Here is a 19922-nt window from a genome sequence, read left to right on the forward strand (position 1 = left end):
TAGATCGGGTCAGTATCGGGGTCGCATAGCGGATGCCGCAGGGAATTTCCACCAATCGCTAGAGGATTTCTGCCCCGCCGATGTCATTCACCGCGAAATCAATCAGCGCACGGATTTTGCGCAAGCCTGGCTGCGATGGCATTCGTCAGCTGTTGTACATAGCTATCATGAAAGGCCATCTCGTATGTATTAGCCGCGGTTTGGATCCTGACTGGCCTAAACTCTCCCCCAAAACGATTGACCGTACTCAAAAACTCTGAGGATCCATCGACCAATTCTACCCTGACAAATGAATTTAGCCACTCATAAGATATGACCCGCATGGTCGCATCGACATTGGTCGCGTCATCAAACATTGGCCCAACAACAAAAACACTGTCTTTGAACTCTCCGCCGCTGCCGTCAGAAAGAAATATTCTCATTTGTGTGCCTATGTAATCGACTTTCATGAACCTCTGCAGGAGCTCGAGTTCAAATCCTCCCTGAGGAAGCTGTCGCGCCTCCCAGTAAAAATAGAGGATGTTGGACAGCTTTTCGAATTTTCCTCGTCGGAAGAAGGCAATTTCGAATCCGCCGCCCCAACCTTGCCCCAACCCGCCTCCGAGAAACGCTTCCATCCCCCAGAACGAATTGCAGAGCATCGCGGCGCGGCCAACTGCCTGTGACAAAGGGTGGGCTTCGTCGCTAAATGCGGCCTCTTCCATCGAGGGAAACTGCCGCACGAATTCTTCGGTCCCACTACCTCCCAGCTGGACATCAACGGTATGCCCAAGCTCGAAATGAGGTAAATTGCGGTTTCTCCTAGAAAACCTCTTTTTATCATGATCATAGAGGTAGGTGAGAACCTCAAGGTCGCTCATGTCCTCAACTGGATATGCATCGAGGATCTCATTGTAGCGCTCCTCATTGATGATCTGACCTTGAGTTTCCTCTCGAAGATACCTCATGAGCGCACGCGCCTGAATGTAGCTGCCAGTCCATGCGACACAGAAACTGTCGCTAATGAGATTTACTTTTTGTCTGAGACCGGCAACCGAGATTTTGTGATTGTCAGCCAATTTCGGATTGATGTCCAGAACGGCTGGAACCTGTATATCTACCGCATGGTTTGCCGATCTTCGCGAAAGCAGTAGGTCGCCAATAACGATTGGGCACCCATGCAAAACAAACGAAGCGATCAATGTCATATGAGAAAAATTCTAGGTTAATATGAAGCCCGACTGTGGTGTATTTCGCCGAGATGAAATAATAAATAGAACGTCTAAAAGATAGTCTATCGCGCAATTAATTATTCAATAACTACCTTTTTTCAGCAAACTTTTCCACTCCATCATCGGGGCCACGGACAGGCGGGCCGCTGATTTTGCTGTGTTCTCCACCATGGGGTTCGCCATTGCTTGCTAGATCGGGTCAGTATCGCGGTCGCATAGCGGATGCCGCAGGGAATTTCCACCAATCGCTAGAGGATTTCTGCCCCGCCGATATCATTCACCGCAAAATCAATCAGCGCACGGATTTTGCGCGGCAGTTGCCGTCCCTCTAGGTAAACCGCGCTCAGTGGCCCCGTTTCGCAATCATACCCCTGCATCACAGGCACCAACCGCCCAGCGGCCAGCGCATCCCGCACGGCAAAGCGCGGCGCATAGGCGATCCCGAGGTTCGATGCGGCAAGTTCAGTCGCGGCACGGGCGGAGTTGACGTGAAACCGCCCTTGGACACTGGCGATAACATCGCGGCCATCCTCAAAGAACCGCCAGCGTTTGGGCTGATGACGGTTGGTGTCGACGATACAGGCGTGGGCATGCAGGTCGGCGGGATGATTGGGTGCTCCATGCTCTGCGATATAGGCGGGACTGGCGACAAGGACCGACCGAAAGTCCCCCAGCTTGCGAGTTTTCAGCGATAGCATCTGCGATTGCCCTAGGCGGAACGCCAGATCGATCCCATCGCTCGCCAGATCGGCAAAGTCGTCCGTCAGCCGCAGATCAAACGTCAGCGCCGGATTGGCCTGCGCGAACCGCCCGAGCATTGCGCCCACATAGACCTCACCAAAGGTGACAGGGGCAGAGATGCGGATCACACCCGTCAGCCCCTTGGACCCATCGGCCACCTGACCCAAGAGGTCATCGAGGTCATCCAAAACCGCAGGCGCGCGGGCCAAGAGGTCCTCGCCCGCGGGCGTCAGTCCCACCCTGCGCGTGGTGCGTTGGAACAGACGGACACCCAGCCGCGCCTCAAGTTCGGCCACGTATTTCGACGTAAGACGGTTCGACACGCCCAGCGCCTCGGCCGCCGCCGTGAATGATCCCGTTTGCGCGGTCGCCACAAAGGCACGGAGTTCGTCGGTAATATCCATCATCGGCTCATTTGGAATAAAACGGTAACAGTCAATCCACAAAGTCGCCATTTCATTGATTATAATCAAGCCCTATCTCACTCCTAGACAGAGGCGGCGCCCGACGCAGGCGCCGCAGATGAAAAGGATGCGCGAATGACGACGATTACATCTCTCCAATCCCTCCGCGATCGGCTCGACCCATCTGACCGTATGCCCGTGGTATTCCTCGGTCATGGAAGCCCAATGAACGCGATTGAGGATACCGAATACAGCCGTTCGTGGACGGAATTAGGCCGCAACCTGCCGCGCCCTCGGGCGATCCTCGTAGTATCCGCGCATTGGATGACCAAAGGCACGACGCTGGTCGATGTCTCGGCTCTGCCCAAAACGATCTACGATTTCTACGGCTTCCCCGATGCGCTCTATGCCGAAAAATACCCTGCGCAGGGTGATCCCGCCCTCGCCCGTGAGGTCGTATCGCTCTTGGCCAGCCACCACGCCGAAGAGGACGACACATGGGGCCTCGACCACGGCGCATGGACCGTGCTGAAATTCCTCTACCCAGAGGCCGATGTGCCCGTGTTCCAAGTCTCAATCGATATGAGCAAAGGGTTGGACTACCAGCTTGAGATCGGCAAAACCCTGTCCGACTTGCGAGATCGCGGTGTGTTGATCCTCGGTTCTGGGAACGTGGTGCATAACCTGCGTGCCCTGCGGTTCGACGGCCATGTGCATGACTTTGCAACGGAATTCGACAGCCTGTTCGAGGCCAAGCTGACCGACCGTGACTTTGGCGGGTTGGCCGATGCCAATAAACTCGGGTCGCTTCTGCGGATGGCGCACCCTTCGGTCGATCATTACCTGCCTGCTCTGACCATCGCGGGCGCCTCTGATGCGGGCGATGATCTGACCTTTATGACAGGTGCCATTGACCTTGGCGCTGTGTCGATGCGTTCGTTTGTGTTCCACCCTCGTTAACGAGTAACGGGGATCGCTGTTACAAAACCTTCACTTTGCGGGAGGGCATATTTCATATATTCATGAAATATGAAAACAGCGATTCCCGACCTATTATCGACCCTTGGCCACCCGCAACGCTTGTCGGTGTTCCAATTACTCATGCGCCGTTACCCCGACCATGTGCCTGCGGGGGAAATCTCGGACGCGCTGGGGATCAAAGGCAGCACGCTGTCGAACTACCTCTCTGCCCTGCAAACCGCTGGTCTGATTGACCAAGAGCGGTCAGGCACCTCCCTGCGCTACTGCATCAATATGACAACCGTTCAACAGATGTTTGACGGTCTGCTGGTCGACTGCTGCCGTGGTCGGCCTGATCTCTGCCTTACCCCGAAGCCCAAGCCACAGAGCCGCCCCTATAACGTGCTCTTTATCTGCACGGGCAACTCTGCTCGTTCGATCTTTGCCGAAACGATCCTGCGGGATTTGGGTGGGGATCGGTTCAATGTCTATTCCGCAGGGACCAAACCCTATTCCGACCTGAACCCCACTGCGATCGCCACGCTGCGGGCCAAAGGGCATGACACCAGCGCCCTTCGGTCCAAACATAAGTCCGAATTCACGGGCCCTAATGCGCCCGCATTTGATTTCGTGTTTACCGTCTGTAATCAGGCCGCGAACGAGGAATGCCCCGCATGGGACGGCCAGCCGATCAGCGGCCACTGGGGGATGCCTGATCCTGTCAAAGCTACAGGTACCGACGCCGAAAAAAGCCTCGCGTTTCAGCAGGCTTACGGGGCACTTCGTAACCGCATCGAACAATTCATCGCGCTCCCGATCACAACGCTTGATCGGATTGCGCTGCAAAAGGCCGTGGACACCATTGGCCGCCAGACCTCTGAGGATCACCTATGACCACATACGCACTCAACGGCCTTGGCCGCATCGGGAAACTCGCTCTGAAACCTCTGCTGGAGAGCGGCGCAAAGATCGCGTGGATCAACGATGCTGTTGGCGACACAGAGATGCATGCGCACCTGCTAGAGTTTGACACCGTGCATGGGCGCTGGAACGCGGCGTTTTCCTACGACGATGACAGCGTCACCATCGACGGCACCCGCCTGCCCTTTATCGGGACCAAGGACCTGAGCGCACTGCCTCTCGACGGTGTAGACGTCGTGATCGACTGCACGGGCGTGTTCAAATCCGAAGCCGCCCTTGCCCCCTATTTCGCCGCTGGCGTGAAAAAGGTCGTCGTCTCGGCCCCCGTGAAAGACGGCCCAACAGCGAACATCGTTTATGGCGTGAACAACGACACCTATGATGCGGCAACCCATCAGATTGTCACGGCGGCGTCCTGTACGACGAACTGTCTAGCGCCTGTGGTGAAGGTGATCCATGAAAACCTCGGCATCAAACACGGGTCGATCACCACGATCCATGATGTCACGAACACACAAACCATCGTGGACCGCCCCGCAAAGGATCTGCGCCGCGCCCGCTCTGCGCTCAATTCGCTAATACCGACGACCACAGGGTCAGCGACTGCGATCACGCTAATCTATCCCGAACTCAAAGGCCGCCTGAACGGTCACGCCGTCCGCGTGCCACTGTTGAACGCCTCGCTCACTGACTGCGTGTTCGAGGTCGAGCGCGAAACCACCGCAGAAGAGGTCAACTCCCTGTTCAAAGCAGCCTCCGAGGGCGCGCTGAACGGCATCCTCGGCTATGAGGAACGCCCGCTTGTGTCCACCGATTACACGAACGACGTTCGATCCTCGATCATTGATGCGCCGTCGACGATGGTGATCAACGGCACGCAGGTCAAAATCTACGCGTGGTATGACAACGAAATGGGCTATGCGCATCGTCTGGTCGACGTGGCCCGTATGGTCGGGGCATCGCTGTGAGCCAGAAACCAGAGGGTTTATCGGCCTATATCTCGGTCACTGCCGCCTATTGGGCCTTTATGCTGACGGACGGTGCCTTGCGGATGTTGGTGCTCTTGCACTTCCACACGCTCGGCTTTTCGCCCGTGCAGTTGGCCTATCTGTTCATCCTCTATGAGGTCGCAGGGATGGTGACGAACCTCTCTGCGGGCTGGATCGCGGCGCGGTTTGGCCTGACGACATCCCTCTACGCAGGGCTGAGCCTTCAGGTCGTAGCCCTCCTCGCGCTGGCCCAATTGGACTCGAGCTGGTCGATCCCCGCCTCTGTCGCCTTTGTCATGTGCGTCCAAGGCGCATCGGGCGTGGCCAAAGACTTGGCCAAGATGTCGTCAAAGTCCGCGGTCAAACTCCTCGCGCCTTCGGGCGATGGTGGGTTGTTCCGCTGGGTCGCGATCCTCACAGGGTCCAAGAACGCGGTCAAAGGTGTCGGCTTCCTCATGGGCGCCGCCCTCCTCGCTGCGTTCGGGTTTGTGGCGTCGATCTGGGCGATGGCGATTGTCCTTGGCGTCATCCTCATCGCAGTTGCGCTGTTTATGCCGTCGGGCCTACCCAAGGGCCGCAAAGGGGCAAAGTTCTCTGAGGTCTTTTCCAAATCGCACAACGTGAACTGGCTCTCTGCGGCACGGGTGACATTGTTCGGCGCACGGGACGTATGGTTCGTCGTAGGCATCCCGATCTATTTCTACGCGGTGCTCTCGGACGGGTCCGAGGCAGGCAACCGCGCGGCGTTCTTTACCATCGGCGTGTTCATGGCCGCGTGGATCATCCTCTACGGCATGGTTCAAGCCGCCACCCCGCGCATCCTCCGCGCGGCCACCCGCCCAGAGGCAGAGATCATCGGCGCGGCCCGCACGTGGGCATGGGCGCTGTTCATCGTGCCTGCTGTGCTCACGGTCGCGGTGGCCCTCTCGCCTGCCCCACAACTGTGGCTGACGATCACCTTGGTCATCGGGCTCTTGGCCTTTGGCGGGATATTCGCGGTGAACTCCTCGCTCCATTCCTACCTGATCCTCGCTTTCACGAAATCAGAGCGGGTCACGATGGACGTGGGGTTTTACTACATGGCCAATTCGCTGGGGCGTCTGATCGGGACGCTCTTGTCTGGACTAACCTATCAGATCGGCGGGTTGCCGATGGTGCTGGGCACCGCTGCGGTGATGGTTGCACTCTCGGCTCTGACCACCGCGAAACTGCGAACGGTCTAAACCCGCCCCACATCTTAACAGATCAGAGCGCAACCGAACGGTCGGTTTGCGCTCTTTTCATATGGCTGCGGCAAACTGTTTGGGACACGGGCCAAAGAATCGCTTGGCTTTTATATTAGCATGTCTATATATGTCGCAAATTAAATGTTTAACCAGAGAGGCCCCTATGCGCGCGCTCCTACTCACGGCCTGCATCGCTGCGACCGGATTCACCGCTGCGGCGGACACGATCACCCTCCGCCCTGAGCCTGTTCAGGAATGGAAGCCCGTCTACGGCACCGTCGAAACCCGCGACCGCGTGCCGGCTCGGGCTCGTATTCCGGGCACCATCACAGAGCTGCTGGTGAGCGAAGGCGATCAGGTCACCTCTGGTCAGGCCATCGCCCGCATCGAAGACGACAAACTTCTGTTGCAGGTCGAGGCGTTAGACGCCCGTCTTGAGGCTCTTGCCTCGCGTCTCGCAACTGCGCAGGCCGACCTCGAACGTGGTCAGCAACTGTCGGAAAACGGCGTTATCACGGGGCAGCGCCTTGAAGGGCTGCAGACGGCGGTGGACGTTCTGAACGGCGAAATCGCTGGGACTGAGGCGGAAAAGCTGGTCGTCAAACGCCAGATCGAAGAAGGCAGCGTACTCGCGCCTGAAACGGGTATCGTCCTTGATGTTCCTGTCTCTCTGGGTTCCGTGATCAACCCAGGTGAACCTGTGGCGGTCATCGGCGGTGGCGGCGTGTTCCTGCGTCTGTCGATCCCCGAACGCCACGCCCTGTCACTGACCCAAGGCGATCCAATTTCCATCGACGGTTCCGACGGTGAAATCGAAGGCCGCCTGGCCAAGATCTACCCGCAAATCTCTGGCGGTCGCGTTGAGGCCGATGTTGAGGTCGACGGCCTCTCTGACACCTTCGTGGGCCTGCGTGTGCCCGTGCGCCTGACCGTTGGCACCCATGATGCGCTGATCGTTCCTGCCACTGCCGTGACCCAAATCGGCGGCATTGATTTCGTTGCGGTCGAACATGACGGCCACACCATCGAAAAAGCCGTCGTTCCGGGTGGCACGATGCTGCGTGACGGCGTCGAGTGGGTTGAAATATTGACTGGCCTGAATGCTGGCGACGTAGTGGTGACTGACCATGAGTAATCCGAACCAAACAGGCAGCCTCGGCATTGCGGGTCACCTGACCCGGATGTTCTTGCTGTCGCCGCTGACACCGCTTCTGCTGATGGCGTCGCTCGCCGTTGGACTGATTGCCCTTGGCGCTCTGCCCCGCGAAGAAGAGCCGCAAATCTCTGTGCCGCTCGTCGACATTTTCGTCGAAGCCCAAGGCCTGCGGGCCGAAGACGCGGTGAAACTCATCACCGAACCGCTTGAGACGATCATCAAAGGCATCGACAACGTCGAACACGTCTACTCTGACACCCGCGACGACCACGTGATGGTCACCGCGCGGTTCGAGGTCGGCATCCCCTCTGACACCGCGATCCTGCGCGTGCGGGATAAAATCATGGCGAACCTCGACCGTATCCCTGTGGGCATCCCGCAGCCGATGGTCGTGGGCCGTGGCATCAATGACGTGCCGATCCTCTCTGTCACCTTTAGCGCCGCTGAGGGCCATGAGGACATCACCGCCGCTGACCTGACCCGCATTGCCCGCGAGGTCGAAGTTGAAGCCGCAACGATTGAAAACGTGGGCCTGACCTATCTGATCGGTGCAACCGATGAGGCGATCCGCGTTGCCCCGAACCCCGAAAAACTGGCGCTCTACGGTGTGACGCTCCAGCAGCTTGCGGGCAAAGTGCAGAGCGCGAACAGCGCGGTTCCTGCGGGCACGCTCCGCGATGGGGGCGAACAGATCGGGCTAGTCGTTGGTCGCACGCTGACCACCCCTGCGGATATCGGCAACCTTGAACTCACCACCCGCGACGGTCGCACGGTCTATGTCCGTGACGTGGCCGATGTGGCGCTGGTTAATGACATCGACGAACGCCATGTCGCGACCCTCACCCGCGATGAAAATGGTGAGGTCACCCGCCGTCCCGCTGTGACCCTCGCTCTGGCGAAACGGGCTGGATCGAACGCTGTGATCGTGGCCGAGGAAATCCTGCATCGCATTGAGGGCATGCACGGCAAACTCATCCCTGAATCCGTCGATATCGAAATCACCCGCGACTACGGTGAAACCGCCGACGAAAAAGCGAACGAACTTTTGTTCCACCTCGCTTTGGCGACCATCTCTATCGTGATCCTCGTCTGGCTCGCCATCGGTTGGCGCGAAGCCATCGTGGTCGCCATCGTGATCCCTGTGACGATCCTCCTGACGCTCTTTGCGGCTTACATCATGGGCTATACGCTCAACCGTGTGTCGCTCTTTGCGCTGATCTTCTCGATCGGGATCTTGGTGGATGACGCGATTGTGGTCATCGAAAACATCGCCCGACACTGGGGGATGAAACGACCAGGGCAGAGCCGCTTTGGCGCGACCATCGCGGCTGTGGCTGAGGTCGGCAACCCGACCATCGTTGCGACCCTGACCGTTGTGGTTGCCCTTCTGCCGATGCTCTTTGTGTCGGGTCTGATGGGCCCCTACATGAGCCCGATCCCAGCAAACGCTTCTGCCGCGATGATCTTTTCGTTCTTTGTGGCGGTGATCCTGACCCCGTGGCTGATGCTGAAAATCGCGGGCCGCGCTGACCTGCACCACGATGATGGGCATGGCTTCCCCGGTGGCAAACTCGGTCGCATGTATGACCGCATCGCGCGTCCGCTGTTGTCGGGTAAGAAATCGTCGCTGATCTTCCTCTTGGTCGTGGTTGTCCTGTCCTTCGGGTCGCTCGGCCTCCTCTATACCAAGGACGTGACGGTTAAGCTTCTACCGTTCGACAACAAATCGGAACTGGCGATCATGATCGACCTACCCGAAGGGTCGAGCGTTGAGGCCACCGATGCCGTTGCCCAAGCCGCTGCACGTATCGCGATGGATATGCCCGAGGTGATTTCGGCCCAGACCCACGCGGGCACTGCGGCACCGTTCAACTTTAACGGCCTCGTGCGTCACTACTACCTCCGTCAAAACCCAGAGATGGGCGAGGTGCAGCTGAACCTTCTGCCGAAAACAGAACGTGACCGCACCAGCCACGAGATCGCACTGGACCTGCGCGCACGCCTTGCCACGCTGAACCTGCCCGAAGGCACGGTCGTCAAAGCGGTCGAACCCCCTCCGGGTCCGCCAGTGATCGCGACCCTCTTGGCAGAGGTCTACGGCCCTGATGCTGACACCCGTCGCGAAGTTGCTGAAAAGGTTCGCGCCGCGTTTGAGGACATCGACTTTGTCGTGGACGTAGACAACAACTACGGCGTCCAGCCGCGTCGTCTGCGGGCAGAACTGATGACCTCTGACCTCGATTTCTACAACGTGCTGGAAAGCGACGTCACACAAACGCTGCAACTCCTGAACGGATCGTCGATTGTGGGCTATTCCCACCGTGGCGAAGGCCGCCGTCCGCTGCCGATCGTGATGACACGTGACCACGGCGACAACACTCTGGACGCGATGGCGCTCTCTACTCCGGTTCCGGCAAATGCCCTGCCCGGTGGTCGTGGCGTGGTCGAACTGGGTGACGTTGTGCAGATCACCGAAGAACGCGCGTCGTTCCCGATCTTCCGCCACAACGGTCGTGACACCATCATGGTCATGGCAGAAATGGCGGGCGATTATGAGGCACCTCTGTATGGTATGCTCGCCGTGCAGGAACGTCTGGACGCGATGGACTGGCCCGAAGGCATGAAGCCCGAGATCAGCCTGAACGGTCAGCCGTCCGAAACTGACACCCCCGTCATCCTTTGGGATGGTGAATGGGAAGTGACATGGGTCACCTTCCGCGACATGGGCGCTGCTTTTGGTGTGGCTCTCTTGGGGATTTATATCCTCGTCGTGGCTCAGTTCGGCAGCTTCCGTCTGCCGCTGGTGATCCTGACCCCAGTGCCGCTGACGTTCCTTGGCATTATGGGTGGTCACTGGCTGTTCGGCGCGCCCTTCTCGGCGACCTCGATGATTGGTTTCATCGCGCTTGCGGGGATTATCGTGCGGAACTCTATCCTACTGGTGGACTTTATCCGCAACGCCAATGACGACGGCGAAGTGACCGTGGACATTCTGATCGAAGCAGGCGCGACCCGTTTCAAACCGATCCTTCTGACCGCGCTTGCGGCGATGATCGGCGCGGCGGTGATCCTCGTTGACCCGATCTTCCAAGGTCTCGCGATCTCGCTCTTGTTCGGGTTGTTGTCCTCAACCGCCCTGACGGTTCTGGTGATCCCAGCGATCTACCGGATCTTCAAAACCTAAACGCAACTTGCGCCCGCCCTCAACAGCGGGCGCAAGACTTTTAGAGGTCAGTCAAACACGACAACCTGACGGATCGCGGCCCCTTCGGCCAAACGATCAAAGCCCTCGTTGATGTCCTCAAGCTTGATCTGGTGGGTCATCAGCTTTTCAATCGGCAACTGCCCCCGCATCATCATAGACGCAAAGCGCGGAATATCCCGCAGCGGCACGCATGATCCCACATAAGACCCCTTGAGCGTTTGTTCGTTTGCGGTCAGCGACACGGCAGGAATTTTCAGCTCGTGCTGCGGGTTCGGCAGGCCAGCGGTGACAGTCGTCCCACCACGGCGCGTCACGTCATAGGCGTATTTCAACGCAGGCACCGCACCCGCCACCTCGACCGCGAGATCGACACCACCGTCTGTCATATCGCGCAGTTTTTGAACTGCGCCTTCCTCGGACGGGTCAATTGCGGCAGTCGCGCCCAGTTCCATTGCAAAGGCGCGTTTGTCGGCGGCTAGGTCAACCGCAATGACTTCACGCGCCCCACCCGCAATCGCGCCCAAGAGCGCGGCAAGGCCAACGCCGCCCAAGCCCACCACCGCGCAGGTCTGCCCTGCCCGCAGGTTGCCAGAGTTCAGCACAGCGCCAACGCCCGTCAACACCGCACAGCCCAAGAGCGCTGCACGATCCAGCGGGATGTCTTTGTCGATTTTCACACAAGACGCCTCGGACACCACGGCGTAGTCTGAAAACGCTGAGACGCCGACATGGTGGTTCACAGTGTGACCTTCGTGGCTGATCCGTTTGTCACCCCCGATCAGGCTGCCCTTGCCCGCCGCTGCCGCCGCAGGAATGCAGAGCGCAGGACGGCCTTCGGCGCAGGGCACGCAGTGACCACAGGAGGGCGCAAAGACCAGAACCACGTGATCGCCCTTGGCAAAGCGGGTGACGTTCGGGCCGACAGCTTCAACCACACCAGAGGCCTCATGCCCCAGCGCCACAGGCATATCGCGCGGACGGTCGCCGTTGATGACGGAAAGGTCAGAGTGGCACAGCCCCGCCGCCGCCATTTTGATCAGGAGTTCCCCACTGCCAGGTTCAGACAGCTCTGCCTCAACGATTTCAATGGGTTTTGTCTCTGCATAGGGGCGTGCATTCCCCATCTGCCGCAGCAAAGCGATCCGCGTTTTCATCAGGTCCTCCGTCTCTGTTTGCACCACTTTCGGGCGAGAGCGGAGTTGAGGCAAGAGAAATTGAAGGGTTGTTCAATTCTTATCGAATGAGGACACCCAGATCGGCGACGTTGGTCCCTGTGCCGCCTGTCATCAACAAATCCCCCGCAAGGCCCAGTGCCGCGTAGCTGTCGTTATTGTCCAAGAGCGCCGCCAGATCACTGCCCGCCGCCGCGATCCGCGCAAGCGTGCCCTCATCGACCAGACCACCCGCAGCGTCAGTCGGACCATCGCGCCCGTCCGATCCACCTTGAAGGCAGGTCCAGTTGGTCCAACCCCGTGCCTGTGCCTCTAGCGCGATGCGCAGGGCAAGCTCTTGGTTACGGCCACCGCGCCCTGTGCCCTTGAGCGTCACGGTCGTTTCCCCGCCCCAAATGGTGATGCCCTCTCCTGCCGCGTCACAGATTTCGCGGGCGGCATCGGCAACGTCCCCTTCGATGGCGGTGGGAATGACATACGCCACGCCAGCCTCTGCGGCCATTGCGGCGACCGATTGGGCGTTTGATCCGATCAGGATGTTCCGCGCCTCTGCAATCGGCTGGTCAGCGTCAGAACGGGTGAGCCAATCGCGCACCGACTGCGCCACACGGTCCCAGATGTTCAGGCGTTCCAATACGGCAATCGCATCGGCGCGTGTGCCCAAAGGCGCAACGGTTGGCCCGCTGGCAATCGTAGAGAGGTCATCACCCACCACATCCGACAGGATCAGCGCCCGCAGGTCGCGCCCCGCACAAAGCCGCGCCAATCCGCCCCCTTTGATCAGGGATAGTTGCTGACGAAGCAGATTCATCGTCCGAATATCCGCCCCCGACGCCAAGAGGAGCCTGCTGACCTCGGCCTTATCGTCGAGCGTGATGTTCCCCGCAGGCGCAGGCAGCAGCGCCGACCCACCGCCAGAGACGAGCACCAGAACGGGACCCGTGGTGGATTGGATTGCCTCGATAAAGGCGCGCGCGCCAGCGGCACCGCCCTCGTCTGGGACGGGGTGGCCTGCGGTGATCACGGTCGCGCCGTCTAGCGGAGACGCGTTTTCAGCGTTGGTCACCACGATGGTTGGCACGCCCGCGAAACGGTCCAACGCCGCCTCTGCCATACGGCGGGCGGCCTTACCGACGGACAGGATCAGCGCGGGGGCTGTGTCGGGCAATGCGCCTTGGACGCCAATAAAGGGATCAGCGGCAGCGACGCCTGCGTTGAAAATTCGGGTAGCCGTTTGGCGCATATCTTGGGTCATGGGCGGATCGTTACCTAGCCGTTTTCCAAGGGCAAGGCATTTTCAGATCTTTGCCCCTCTGCCCATCAGGATATTTGACGGAAGGTGGCGACTCGATGTAGAACAAAAAGAGAACAAAGAGTCTGCCATGTCCCGTCCAACGCCCAAAGATGCCACCCTGTCAGAGGTGTTTAGCCCCCGCGCTATTGATGCAGCAGCGGTGGGTTTTGTGCTGGCCCATCTGGACACGGCCAAACCCGTTCTGTGGATTCAAGATCGCCTGTCGCGCAAGGAAACAGGCCGTCCACATCTGCGCGGATTGCCCCGCCCGATTGAGATCATCCATGTGGACGCCAACCGCCCCGTCGATGTCCTCTGGGCGATGGAGGAAGGGTTGCGTTGCCCTGCCTTTGGCGCCGTGTTGGGCGAGGTCTGGGGTGATCCTGCCGTCCTCGATTTTACGGCCACGAAACGGCTGGCCTTGCGGTCAGAGGCGCATCGTATTCCCGCGTGGCTCATTCGGCGGGCGGCTACTGCGGGGTTGAGTGCGGCGCGCAATCGCTGGCGCGTGGCCTCTCTGCAATCGCTCAAACATCCGTGGGATAGCCGCGCCCCCGGTGCGCCCGTCTGGGAGGCCGATTTATTCCGATCCCGCTGGGGCAAAACGGGGCGCTGGGTGGCGCAGTATGATGGCACCCGACTAACCTTTGACCACGGCGTTGAGGCGGACGCTTATGACGACCAGCGGAGGGAGGCTGAAGGGTGAGCCGCCTGTCATCACGGGACATGGACCTCGCTGCCGCCCTGCAACAGTTGGAAACGGGGCTACAGACCCCTGCGCCAGACTGGGCCAAACCGAAACCATCGGGGCGGCGCATTCTGTCCCTCCACCTGCCCCGCTTTGCGATGGACCGTTGGCAGATCATGGCGGATCGGCGCGGCGATAGCCCGCCTGCGGATATGCCCTGCGCCTTGGCCGTGGATAGCGCACGGGGCGCGATGATCCATGCCACCAACCACGCAGCCGAAGCCGCGGGCGTCTATATCGGTGCCCGCGTTGTCGATATGCGGGCGATCTGCCCTGCGCTGCACCTCGACCATGCGGATGTGGACAGCGATGCCCGTGCGCTGGAACGGCTGATGCTCTGGTCACGACGGTGGGCACCTTGGACCGCGCGGGATGGGGCCGATGGGATCGTCATGGACATCACGGGCTGCGCTCACCTCTTTGGTGGAGAGGACGCGATGCTCTTGCAGATCGAGGACCGTCTGGCGGGCCTCGGTCTCAACTCTGCGAGCGCGATTGCCCCGACCCACGGCGCGGCATGGGGGTTGGCCCGCTTTGGCGCGGTGCGAGCGGTTTGCCCGCCTGATCAGCTAGAGACACAGATCAGCGTCCTGCCCGTGCGGGCCTTGCGGATCACGGATGACACGACGCTGTTGCTCAATCGGCTGGGGCTAAAGACCATCGGTGATCTGATTGCGGTGCCGCGTGTGCCTCTCGCCCGTCGGTTTGCCCGTGCGCCGCTGGCGGAAAACCCTCTGATGCGGCTCGACCAGATGGTGGGAAAATTGGCAGAGCCGCTGGATGCGCCAGATGATCCACCTCGGTTCATCACTCACGCCCGACTGCCCGAACCCGTCCAAGATCCGACGGAATGGATTCCCCAACTGGCCCAAGACCTCTGCGCCGATCTAGAGGCCGCAGGGTTTGGCGCGCGGCGGATCACGCTGACCGTGTATCGCACCGATGGGGATGTGTCCTCTGTCACGGTCGCGACCAGCCAGCCCAGCCGCGATGCCGCCCATCTGGCCAAACTCTTTGACGGAAAGCTGGACCGCATCGACCCTGGCTATGGGTTTGACCTGATCACCCTCGCCGCGCCCTTTGTCGAACAGATGGGCAAACTCCAGCACCGTCTGGATCGCCGCGCTACGGATGGCAGCGAACTCGCGCAGACTATCGACCGTCTCACCGCGCGGTTTGGGCCGCGTGGGGTGCTGCGTCCTGCCCCGTTAGAACGGCATATACCCGAACGTTCGGAACAGTGGCGGCCTGCGATGGCGGGCACCCCTGACCCTGCCGCCACCCATCCACGGCGGCCCATTCGCCTGCTCGAACACCCCGAGGAAATCCGCGTCCTCTATGCTGTGCCCGAAGGTCCGCCCGCCCAGTTTGTCTGGCGGCGGCAGGTGCACCGCGTGGGTCGCTTTGACGGGCCAGAGCGGATTGCCCCCGAATGGTGGGCCGACAAACCCGGCACGCGACTGCGCGATTACTACAAGGTCGAGGATCAGCATGGCCTGCGCCTGTGGATTTACCGCGAGGGTGTGCTGGGCGATCTGCGTGGGGCAGAGCCGCGCTGGTTCCTGCATGGGCTCTTTGCCTGATGCCCGACATTACGCCCCATCACCCGAAACGGAGCCTGCCTGACGACAGCGACTTCACCCCCAATCCACGCAGCGCCTATGTGGAACTGGGCCTCACGAGCTGCTTTTCTTTTTTGCGTGGCGCGTCAGAGGCCTGCGATCTGGTGCAGACCGCGTGGGAGGCCGGCTATGATGCGCTTGGCGTGGCGGATCACAACACGCTTGCAGGGGTCGTGCGGTTCTATGTGGAGGCGGAAAAGGCGCATATCCGCCCACTGATCGGCTGTCGGATTGTGCTGACCGAGGGCGATATGATCCTCGCCTATCCCACGGATCGGGCCAGCTATGGTCGCCTGTCTACGCTCTTGTCCAAGGGCAAACGCCACACGCCCGATGGCACGTGGCAGGATAAAGGGGCCTGTGACATTCCGCTGGCCGACCTGCGCGCTGCGGCAGAGGGACTGCGGCTGATTGTGATCCCGCCCGACGACCTGACCACATGGGAACCACGGCTCAAGCACCTCAAACGCAGCGTGCCGCAGATCACCCATATCGCTGCGGCCTACCTCTATCGCGGGGCAGATCGCGCACGGATCAACCATCTAGACGCGCTGGCCGATCGCAACGGGCTGTCGATCCTTGCGACCAATGACGTGCTCTATCACGCGCCCGACCGTAGGCCCTTGCAGGATGTGATGACCTGCATCCGTGAAAAACGACGGCTGAGCGATGCGGGCTACCTGCTAGAGCCGAACGCTGAACGGCACCTGAAAACACCCGCAGAGATGTGCCGCCTGTTTGCCGAATGGCCCCACGCGATCCGCGCCACCCGCGAGGTGGCCGATAGCATCCGTTTTGACCTGCGCGAACTGTCCTATGAATACCCCAAAGAGGTCGTGCCAGAGGGGCAAAGCCCGCAGGCCTACCTAGAGCAATTGACGTGGAAAGGGGCCGCTGATCGCTATCCCGACGGGATACCCGATGAGACGGTCAAAGTTATACAAAAAGAACTTCGTATGATCGAAAAGCTCGATATTGCGCGGTATTTTTTAACTATTCACGACATCATCCGTTTCGCCCGTGATCAAAGCAGCCCGCCGATCCTGTGTCAGGGGCGCGGATCGGCGGCGAATTCGGCGGTGTGTTATGTGCTCGGTATTACGGCGGTGGACCCCGCGCAGCACCAGCTTTTGTTCGAACGTTTCATCTCTGAGGAACGCAAGGAACCGCCCGATATCGACGTCGATTTCGAACACGAACGGCGCGAGGAAGTGATCCAGCATATCTACGCCAAATACGGGCGGGATCGGGCGGGGTTATGTGGGACGGTGATCCACTATCGCCCCCGCTCTGCCATCCGCGAGGTGGGCAAGGTCATGGGCCTGTCCGAGGATGTCACCAGCGCCATCGCCAAAACCGTTTGGGGATCGTGGGGCACCGACGTCGAGGAAAAGCGCGTCACAGAAGCGGGATTGGACTTGAGCGACCCGCTGTTGCGTCGCACGCTGACCGTCGCCCGTCAGATGATCGGGATGCCACGTCACCTCTCGCAGCATGTGGGTGGGTTTATCCTGACCGAACGGCCCCTGACCGAAACCGTTCCCATCGGCAACGGCGCGATGGCGGATCGCAGTTTCATCGAATGGGATAAGGACGACATTGATGCGCTGGGGATCCTCAAGGTGGATATCCTCGCGCTTGGTATGTTGACCTGCATCCGCAAGTGTTTCGATTTAATCTCAGCGCATTATGGAAAACACCTCACCCTCGCCACCACGCCCAGAGAGGACCCGAGGGTCTACGATATGCTCTGCCGTGGGGACAGCATCGGGGTGTTTCAGGTGGAAAGCCGTGCGCAGATCAACATGCTGCCGCGACTGCGGCCGCGTGAATTTTACGACCTCGTGGTGCAGGTCGCGATTGTGCGGCCGGGGCCTATTCAGGGCGACATGGTGCATCCCTATTTGCGACGGCGGAGCGGTGAGGAACCCGTGATCTATCCGTCCCCCGCGCCGCCCCATCACCCCGAAGAACTGCGCCAAATCCTTGGGCGGACGTTCGGTGTGCCGATCTTTCAGGAACAGGCGATGAAGATCGCGATTGAAGCGGCAGAGTTTTCGCCCGCCGAGGCCAATGAACTGCGCAAGGCGATGGCGACCTTCCGCAGCCGTGGCACCATTGGGCGGCTTGAAGAAAAGATGGTCGGGCGGATGGTGACGCGCGGCTATGACGAGGAATTCGCCCGCCGTTGTTTCGATCAGATCAAGGGCTTTGGCGAGTACGGGTTTCCCGAAAGCCACGCGGCGAGCTTTGCCCAGTTGGTCTATGTGTCGAGTTGGCTGAAATGCCATTACCCCGCAGCCTTTTGCGCGGCCTTGCTGAATGCGCAGCCGATGGGGTTTTATGCCCCTGCGCAGCTGGTGCGTGATGCCCGCGAGCACGGCGTGATCGTGCGCCCGCCCGATGTGAATTACTCGGACTGGGACACCACATTGGAACCCGTCAGCGGGGGCTTTGCGCTGCGGTTGGGGTTCCGTCAGATCAGCGGGTTTCCACAGGCGGCGGCCTTGCGGCTGATAGCAGCGCGTGACAGACCGTTTCGGGATGTGAAATCGCTCCAAGAGGTTGGGATAAGCGCGGCCCACATCCGCAAACTGGCCGAGGCGGACGCGATGCGGTCGCTGTTTATCGACCGCAGGCAGGCCCTCTGGGAGGCAAAATCGCTCCGCGACGCGCCCGATCTGCCACTGTTTGCCGAGACGCGCGATGAAGGCGCCGAACCCGCTGTCGCCCTGCCCCAGATGCCCAATTGCGAACAGGTCGTGGCGGATTATCAGACGCTGCATCTGTCGCTCAAGGCGCATCCGATGGGGTTCTTACGCGCAGGGATGAAGAAAAAGGGCTATGGCGCGACCCGCGATCTGATGCAGTCCCGCCCATGGCAAAAGGTCAAACTGGCGGGGTTAGTGCTGATCCGTCAAAGACCTGGATCGGCCAAGGGCGTGTGCTTTATCACCATTGAGGATGAAACTGGCGTTGCCAATATCGTCGTTTGGCCCAAGATGATGGAGGCCTATCGCAAGGTGGTGATGCAGTCTCGGCTCTTGTCCGTCGAAGGGTATATCCAGCGCGAGGGCGACATCATCCACGTTGTGGCGCAGCACCTAGAGGATCGGTCGGATGCGCTTTTGCGATTGGCGCCCGAGGCGATGGCACCCCCGATGGCCCGCGCGGATGAGGTCACAAAACCCATTCCCGCAGGCGCCGCCCGTCACCCGCGCAACGTCCGCGTCATCCCCAAAAGCCGCGATTTCCACTAGAGCGTGGTGAGCTGCCCCTTGAGCCACGGATAGGCGGTAACCGCAGGACCGACGATCAAATCGTCGATCAACGGGCGCAACCTGTTTGCCACTTGGGTCGGTGTGTCCGACAATGCCCCGCGCCGTGCGGTCAGGGCAATCTGGCGCGACAGTGGCGCGAAGGGCAGCGGGATCAGGTCGAGCTGATCATGCACCCGTTCTGCCCGAAGCCACGCCATCGGCGTCAGGATCGACCATCCCGCCCCGCCCGCAACCATCGCAAGGATCGCGTGGTAACTGTCCAACTCGAACCGATGGGCCAGCGGGAAATTCTCGCGTGCCAAATGCGCGGCAATCACCTGCCCCATGAAATGGCGTGTGGTGTATTGGATCATCGGCAAACGGCGCAGATCAGACAGCGGCGCGGCCAGATCCATGGCCCCTTTGGGCGCTGCGATGACAAAGGGTTCTTGCATGAGCGCGTGACGCTCCAGCCCTTCGGTCATCGTCGGCAAGTCCGCCGCCACGATCATATCGAGCGCCCGCGCGTCCAGTAGGTCATGCAACTGATGCGATGGACCCGTCTCTAGCAGGAACTGGCAGGATTTCAGAACATCGGCAATCTCACCCAAGAGACGCGGCGTCACGTCGGTCTCAAAATCCTCGATCATCCCGAGGCGGAGCCGCGTCAGCCCTGAATTGTCACCAGACAGTTCCAACCGCGCCTGATCGGCCTCGTTCAGAATGGCATTGGCGCGGCGGAGGAATTTCTCGCCCGCAGAAGTCAGCGTGATAGGCCGTTCGTTGCGGTTCAACAGGACCGCGCCAATGCTGGTTTCCAAATTGGTCAACTGCTGGCTCACCGTCGCGGCGGACGATCCCAACCGCCGTGCCGCCGCCGAGATGGAGGCCTCTTGCGCGGTGGCGACAAAGACCTCAACGCCCCAGAGGGTAATTCGACCTGATGATGGTGCCATGAACCGGCCTCCTGTTCGCTGCGGCTACGCTAGGGGGTCAACCGCGATGCCGCAACG

Annotated in this window: 14 protein-coding genes; 9 read left to right on the forward strand and 5 right to left on the reverse strand. The window is 60.2% G+C overall.

From position 1 onward, the window contains the following. Positions 1-98: 98 nt before the first annotated feature. Positions 99-1187 carry a hypothetical protein gene (locus AC07ED_RS05305; RefSeq protein WP_105234799.1) on the reverse strand — a complete coding sequence of 363 codons (1089 nt, stop codon included), beginning with the start codon at positions 1185-1187 and terminating at the stop codon, positions 99-101. A gap of 272 nt (positions 1188-1459) precedes the next feature. Beyond that, a complete protein-coding gene (locus AC07ED_RS05310) occupies positions 1460-2356 on the reverse strand; it encodes a LysR family transcriptional regulator (RefSeq protein WP_105234798.1) in 897 nt (298 codons plus the stop codon). A gap of 135 nt (positions 2357-2491) precedes the next feature. On the opposite strand from AC07ED_RS05310, the gene ygiD reads away from it, so the two are divergent. The 6 genes from ygiD (at position 2492) to AC07ED_RS05340 (ending at position 10792) form a co-directional block, all read left to right on the forward strand. After that, entirely contained in the window at positions 2492-3316 is an 825-nt protein-coding gene (ygiD, locus tag AC07ED_RS05315; protein WP_167668773.1) for a 4,5-DOPA-extradiol-dioxygenase, read from the forward strand. Positions 3317-3385: 69 nt separating this feature from the next. Beyond that, the gene (locus tag AC07ED_RS05320; protein ID WP_105234797.1) at positions 3386-4210 is read left to right on the forward strand and encodes an arsenate reductase/protein-tyrosine-phosphatase family protein; all 825 of its coding nucleotides are present in this window, start codon (positions 3386-3388) and stop codon (positions 4208-4210) included. Next, the gene (locus tag AC07ED_RS05325; protein WP_105234796.1) at positions 4207-5205 is read left to right on the forward strand and encodes an ArsJ-associated glyceraldehyde-3-phosphate dehydrogenase; all 999 of its coding nucleotides are present in this window, start codon (positions 4207-4209) and stop codon (positions 5203-5205) included. Before AC07ED_RS05320 ends, AC07ED_RS05325 begins: the two co-directional genes overlap by 4 nt. Then, complete coding sequence (arsJ, locus tag AC07ED_RS05330; protein WP_105234795.1) at positions 5202-6449, forward strand: organoarsenical effux MFS transporter ArsJ; 1248 nt, start codon at positions 5202-5204, stop codon at positions 6447-6449. The genes AC07ED_RS05325 and arsJ overlap by 4 nt, the downstream gene beginning before the upstream one ends. Before the next feature lie 166 nt (positions 6450-6615). Next, positions 6616-7587 (forward strand): efflux RND transporter periplasmic adaptor subunit, encoded by a 972-nt coding sequence (locus tag AC07ED_RS05335; RefSeq protein WP_105234794.1) that lies wholly within the window; start codon positions 6616-6618, stop codon positions 7585-7587. Further along, the gene (locus AC07ED_RS05340; protein WP_105234793.1) at positions 7580-10792 is read left to right on the forward strand and encodes an efflux RND transporter permease subunit; all 3213 of its coding nucleotides are present in this window, start codon (positions 7580-7582) and stop codon (positions 10790-10792) included. Before AC07ED_RS05335 ends, AC07ED_RS05340 begins: the two co-directional genes overlap by 8 nt. Positions 10793-10839: 47 nt before the next feature. Here the strand turns inward: AC07ED_RS05340 and AC07ED_RS05345 are convergent, their stop codons facing one another. Beyond that, positions 10840-11967 (reverse strand): zinc-dependent alcohol dehydrogenase family protein, encoded by a 1128-nt coding sequence (locus AC07ED_RS05345; RefSeq protein WP_105234792.1) that lies wholly within the window; start codon positions 11965-11967, stop codon positions 10840-10842. A gap of 79 nt (positions 11968-12046) precedes the next feature. Further along, a complete protein-coding gene (locus AC07ED_RS05350; RefSeq protein WP_105234791.1) occupies positions 12047-13240 on the reverse strand; it encodes a glycerate kinase type-2 family protein in 1194 nt (397 codons plus the stop codon). A gap of 127 nt (positions 13241-13367) precedes the next feature. Between AC07ED_RS05350 and AC07ED_RS05355 the strand changes: the two genes are divergently transcribed. The 3 genes from AC07ED_RS05355 to AC07ED_RS05365 are packed head-to-tail and all read left to right on the forward strand — an operon-like array spanning position 13368 to position 18909. Next, positions 13368-13985: an ImuA family protein gene (locus AC07ED_RS05355; RefSeq protein ID WP_105234790.1), complete on the forward strand. Its 618-nt coding sequence runs from the start codon at positions 13368-13370 to the stop codon at positions 13983-13985. Further along, the gene (locus tag AC07ED_RS05360; protein WP_478241925.1) at positions 13982-15610 is read left to right on the forward strand and encodes a Y-family DNA polymerase; all 1629 of its coding nucleotides are present in this window, start codon (positions 13982-13984) and stop codon (positions 15608-15610) included. The genes AC07ED_RS05355 and AC07ED_RS05360 overlap by 4 nt, the downstream gene beginning before the upstream one ends. Beyond that, on the forward strand, positions 15610-18909 hold the full coding sequence (locus AC07ED_RS05365) for an error-prone DNA polymerase (RefSeq protein ID WP_105234789.1): 3300 nt from the start codon (positions 15610-15612) through the stop codon (positions 18907-18909). Before AC07ED_RS05360 ends, AC07ED_RS05365 begins: the two co-directional genes overlap by 1 nt. Here AC07ED_RS05365 and AC07ED_RS05370 read toward each other — a convergent pair. Further along, positions 18906-19865, reverse strand: a complete 960-nt coding sequence (locus AC07ED_RS05370) for a LysR family transcriptional regulator (RefSeq protein WP_105234788.1) — start codon at positions 19863-19865, stop codon at positions 18906-18908. The genes AC07ED_RS05365 and AC07ED_RS05370 overlap by 4 nt on opposite strands. Positions 19866-19922 lie beyond the last annotated feature (57 nt).

It is taken from the genome of Aestuarium zhoushanense (assembly GCF_056431045.1).

Bases quoted from the DNA above. Each gene is read 5' to 3' on its own strand.
- AC07ED_RS05305 (WP_105234799.1), bottom strand. From the start codon at position 1,187: ATGACATTGATCGCTTCGTTTGTTTTGCATGGGTGCCCAATCGTTATT.
- AC07ED_RS05325 (WP_105234796.1), top strand. From the start codon at position 4,207: ATGACCACATACGCACTCAACGGCCTTGGCCGCATCGGGAAACTCGCT.
- AC07ED_RS05310 (WP_105234798.1), bottom strand. From the start codon at position 2,356: ATGGATATTACCGACGAACTCCGTGCCTTTGTGGCGACCGCGCAAACG.
- AC07ED_RS05345 (WP_105234792.1), bottom strand. From the start codon at position 11,967: ATGAAAACGCGGATCGCTTTGCTGCGGCAGATGGGGAATGCACGCCCC.
- AC07ED_RS05370 (WP_105234788.1), bottom strand. From the start codon at position 19,865: ATGGCACCATCATCAGGTCGAATTACCCTCTGGGGCGTTGAGGTCTTT.
- ygiD (WP_167668773.1), top strand. From the start codon at position 2,492: ATGACGACGATTACATCTCTCCAATCCCTCCGCGATCGGCTCGACCCA.
- AC07ED_RS05355 (WP_105234790.1), top strand. From the start codon at position 13,368: ATGTCCCGTCCAACGCCCAAAGATGCCACCCTGTCAGAGGTGTTTAGC.
- AC07ED_RS05335 (WP_105234794.1), top strand. From the start codon at position 6,616: ATGCGCGCGCTCCTACTCACGGCCTGCATCGCTGCGACCGGATTCACC.
- AC07ED_RS05340 (WP_105234793.1), top strand. From the start codon at position 7,580: ATGAGTAATCCGAACCAAACAGGCAGCCTCGGCATTGCGGGTCACCTG.
- AC07ED_RS05320 (WP_105234797.1), top strand. From the start codon at position 3,386: ATGAAAACAGCGATTCCCGACCTATTATCGACCCTTGGCCACCCGCAA.
- AC07ED_RS05350 (WP_105234791.1), bottom strand. From the start codon at position 13,240: ATGACCCAAGATATGCGCCAAACGGCTACCCGAATTTTCAACGCAGGC.
- AC07ED_RS05365 (WP_105234789.1), top strand. From the start codon at position 15,610: ATGCCCGACATTACGCCCCATCACCCGAAACGGAGCCTGCCTGACGAC.